At 39.7% G+C, this 3,875-nt stretch carries 1 protein-coding gene and 4 tRNA genes; all 5 read left to right on the top strand.

Annotated features, from left to right (window positions below; genetic code table 11):
• The first annotated feature begins 388 nt into the window (after window positions 1-388).
• Window positions 389-471, top strand: a tRNA-Ser gene (locus tag ENL20_01195).
• A 14-nt stretch (window positions 472-485) separates the two neighbouring features.
• Window positions 486-578, top strand: a tRNA-Ser gene (locus ENL20_01190).
• Window positions 579-678: 100 nt separating this feature from the next.
• A tRNA-Gln gene (locus tag ENL20_01185) sits at window positions 679-753 on the top strand.
• A 38-nt stretch (window positions 754-791) separates the two neighbouring features.
• Window positions 792-862: transfer RNA gene (locus ENL20_01180), tRNA-Gln, on the top strand.
• A gap of 136 nt (window positions 863-998) precedes the next feature.
• On the top strand, window positions 999-3,875 hold a 2,877-nt coding region (locus ENL20_01175), incomplete at its 3' end, for a hypothetical protein (protein HHE37172.1).

Below are 3,875 nucleotides of genomic sequence, written 5' to 3'. Positions count from 1 at the left end.
TACAGTAGCACAGAATTGCATTCTGTGAGAAAAATGAGATTTTTGGAGTGAATCCGGCAGCTGCCGGATGCAAAAGCTACAGAGTCGCTTCATTTAATAATCTGGAACGGAACAGATAAATCCGGAAAACCGGTAAATTCCGGTATTTATTTCTATAGATTAAAAACTGATAGTTTTGCTTCTCCGGTTAGGAAGATGGTTTTGATGCGGAATTAAAACATCGGAATGTCCATCGGATTTTAATCCGCAAGGTCTTCCGATTGTTTTGAAGGTGTGAATTCCAACATTCCGAAGGACTTCGCACATTCGGAAGTTGATTCTCGATACGAATGCTCCAAAAAATATTTGACACTAAAAAAGCATAAAAATTATTAGTTCTCACTCTTTAGGAGGATTAGTTCTAATTGGTAAGACAGCGGTCTTGAAAACCGCCGGGCTTTGCCCATGGGGGTTCGAGTCCCTCATCCTCCGTTTTGAGATTATTTGGAGAGGTGACCGAGTTGGCTGAAGGTGCGCGCCTGCTAAGCGTGTGTGGGGGTTAAACTTCACCGTGGGTTCGAATCCCACCCTCTCCGCCAGATTTATTTGTAATTTAATGAAACACCGAGGAACACCGAAATGTACTGAATTATGTATTCGTTTGCGGTGAATATCAGTGTTATTCAGTGTTTAATGAGTTGGGCCGTCGACAAGCGGTAAGTCACATGGTTTTGGTCCATGCATTCGGGGGTTCGAATCCTCCCGGCCCAGTCATTTTCATTAAAAAAGCCCTGTAACGGGCTTTCATTATTTGGGGTGTCGTCTAACGGTAGGACAGCGGATTCTGGTTCCGTATGTGTGGGTTCGATTCCTTCCACCCCAGTTTTTCTTAAACATCTTTTTGAGTAAATTCAATAAAAGATTTAAAAACGAAAACTTCTAAAACCATTTTTTCCTTTACTAAAAACTGAAATAAAAATAAATTTGCTCAAAGAAAATAAATTTCGAGGAGTTGTTAAATGAAACAAATAATTTTAATTATATTATTATTTTCATTTGTAATTTTAAACGCATTTGAAATCACAGGAAATGTCAAATCATGGGAATTAGAAGACTTTATTGGTTTTGATGAAGTCGGAGATTGTAAAGCAGATTTCGGGGATATAACTTCCACATTTGTCAGGATTGAAGAAGGAAAATTATTTGTCAGGCTTAATTTCGACGATATGGTTATCAGGAAGGAAAATCGAATTTTCCGGGATAATTTTTCCAATCAGAATATCAAAATGCAACTGAAAATCACTAATAATAAACACCTGTTTATTACAAGGAATTTCAATCTTAATGCCACATCCTACAGAAATTTTGATTCCTATTTTTTAAGAACTCCGAACAGCAATCTTCTGGAAATCGAATTGAACTGGTATCATAATTTCCCTAAAGAAAACCTGACATTCGCCTTCGATATCTATCTTGATAATCAGATAATAGACAGCTTTTCCGGAAAAGGGACAAGGAATCATCGAGGTGGAAATTGTGCCTTTGTTCATCATGGAAATCAGGGATTGACTTATACGGAAGTTTTCAGAGGTCAATATCCTGAGGAAACGAGCGGATTTGATGAAGTATTAGAAGTTCATCAAGCAGCGTTAGTTCCTGGAAATTTTCACATGTCCGGAACATTGATTACGGCTGCCAACTGGCATGATCCTGCTTTTAACGATTGGTTGCGAATCGGAGTTACGGGAGGTTGGGTTTCCATGCTGACTTCCGCTTATGCTCAACACATTATGCCATTTGTTCATGATGATATGAATAACTGGGCTGTTTATACGGAAAAGGAAATGGTCGATTATGTTTATAATTATGTTCCCAAAGTTGCCTGGGTTCCGGAAAGAGTCTGGCTTGCTTCCGGACATTATCCTGATGCCGGACTTGTAGATTCCTGGCTTGGGGATAACTGGGAACAACATGGAGTCGAAGCTGTTATCCTCGATGATTCTCCTCACCTGGATAATGTCGGTTGGGATAAAAGCACGAAAATAACCTGGATGAATAATGGCAATGGAATTAATTTAAGAGTTATTCCAATTCATAACGAATTTGTCGGAAAAGTCCATTATGACCTGAATGGAGCAAAAACTCTTGTTTCCAGCACCGGAGATTACGGGATCGCAGTTTACGGAACGGATTGGGAAGTTGCTGCTGAAATGAATGAACATCACGATACTTTTTTCCTGGATAATTACGAAGAACTGATCTGGTATTGTCATGATAATTATCCGGCAGTTGTAACCTGGAAACTTGATGATGCGATCTACAATTCCAATTTTAATTATCCCGGTGTTGATATAACAACAGGAACTTATTTCCTGCTTGGCGGATATGACGGTTATGGTGGAAGTAATAATTCCTGGTACACAGATTTTGCTGCTACCGGTTCTCATTCCGATTTTCATGATCCGCAATGGAATTACGGAACTGTCTGGTGGGACGCATATACGAATCTGCAGGATGCTCCCAACAATAATATTTCCCAACTCGGCTGGTACACGATGATGACCAATCTCCATGAAACCGGCTGGCATACGGATGGAGAGGTTAGTGATTGGATCCATCGTTATTCTTCTCATATCAAAAATGCGAATGTTTACGAAGAAGCTTCTCATTGGTATAATGGAGAATACGCAGATACGACCAATGCTTTTATGAGTGATATCGATCATGACGGCGGAGATGAACTGATTATCCATAATGATAAGATATTTATGGTTTTTGAGGGGATTGGTGGAAAGGCTAACTGGATATTTTCCAAAGATTGCGGAGGTGTTGCTGTTGTCGGTTCGGATAATGTTTACTGGTCGGAATCTGACGGAGATTATAACGAATCTTCCAATAATCATGTGGCAGCTCTTTCCGATGTCAGTCCGAATTACCAGAACGATATTTACAGTTTTGCTATCGATTATGTGCGTGATAATGAAGTTCAGATCTCGATGTATTACGGAGTGATCCATAAAGTTGTTCGATTATCACCCGGGAACGATTATGCGGAAGTTATCTATTTTGCAGGAGATACGGATGTTTATGTAAAATCCGGCTGGACTCCGGATTACCTTTCTACTCTCTGGGATGTGGATTGGGAACGAGTCTGGGATGCAGACGCAGCTTATATGGGACAGAAGAATGTAAATTCAGGAGCAACAGTCGCCTATATTCTCAACAATGGCGGGACATATCATAATGGAACATTTGAAGGAACTCTGGTCAAAGGTGATGAAATTCATGGTTATGATCAATTTAAATTCCTGCTCTATGCAGGTTGGACAGACGAAACATATTCCCAGCTCGAAGCTCTGCAATCCATCAATCTTGATGAATTCTCTCCTGAACTTTATGAATTTGCTCAAATAATAGATAACAATACAGTTCAGATCAGTTTTAATGAGGGGATGGATGATATTACCGGAGAAAACATAGCGAATTACCAATTAAGCGGATTCACCAATTCCTATACGATCGATACTATCGAAAGGCAGGATAACTGGAATCTCTTTCATATAAATTTGAACGAAAATCTGGTTGCCGGAGATGAAGGCGATATCATCGTCAATAATATCGAGGATTTGAATGGGAATGCTGTTGCTCCCAATAGTTCTGCTAATCTGCAAGTCCCAAACGGGATAACTCCTCATCATATTTTCATAGACGGCACAAACGACTTTGATCAGACTACAGAACGCATCCAGGCAAATACTGACACGCTTTTCATTACCTGGGATGAAGATTATTTATACATTGGTTTTGAGAGTTTGGCATTGGATATTCTTGGAGATTTCTTTGTCAATCTCGATGTTAATCAAAACGATACTCTCGGAGCTTCAACAGGTTCCTGG

It is taken from the genome of Candidatus Cloacimonadota bacterium, from assembly GCA_011372345.1.
Taxonomy (GTDB): domain Bacteria; phylum Cloacimonadota; class Cloacimonadia; order Cloacimonadales; family TCS61; genus DRTC01.
This window is presented reverse-complemented; position numbering and strand designations above follow the sequence as displayed.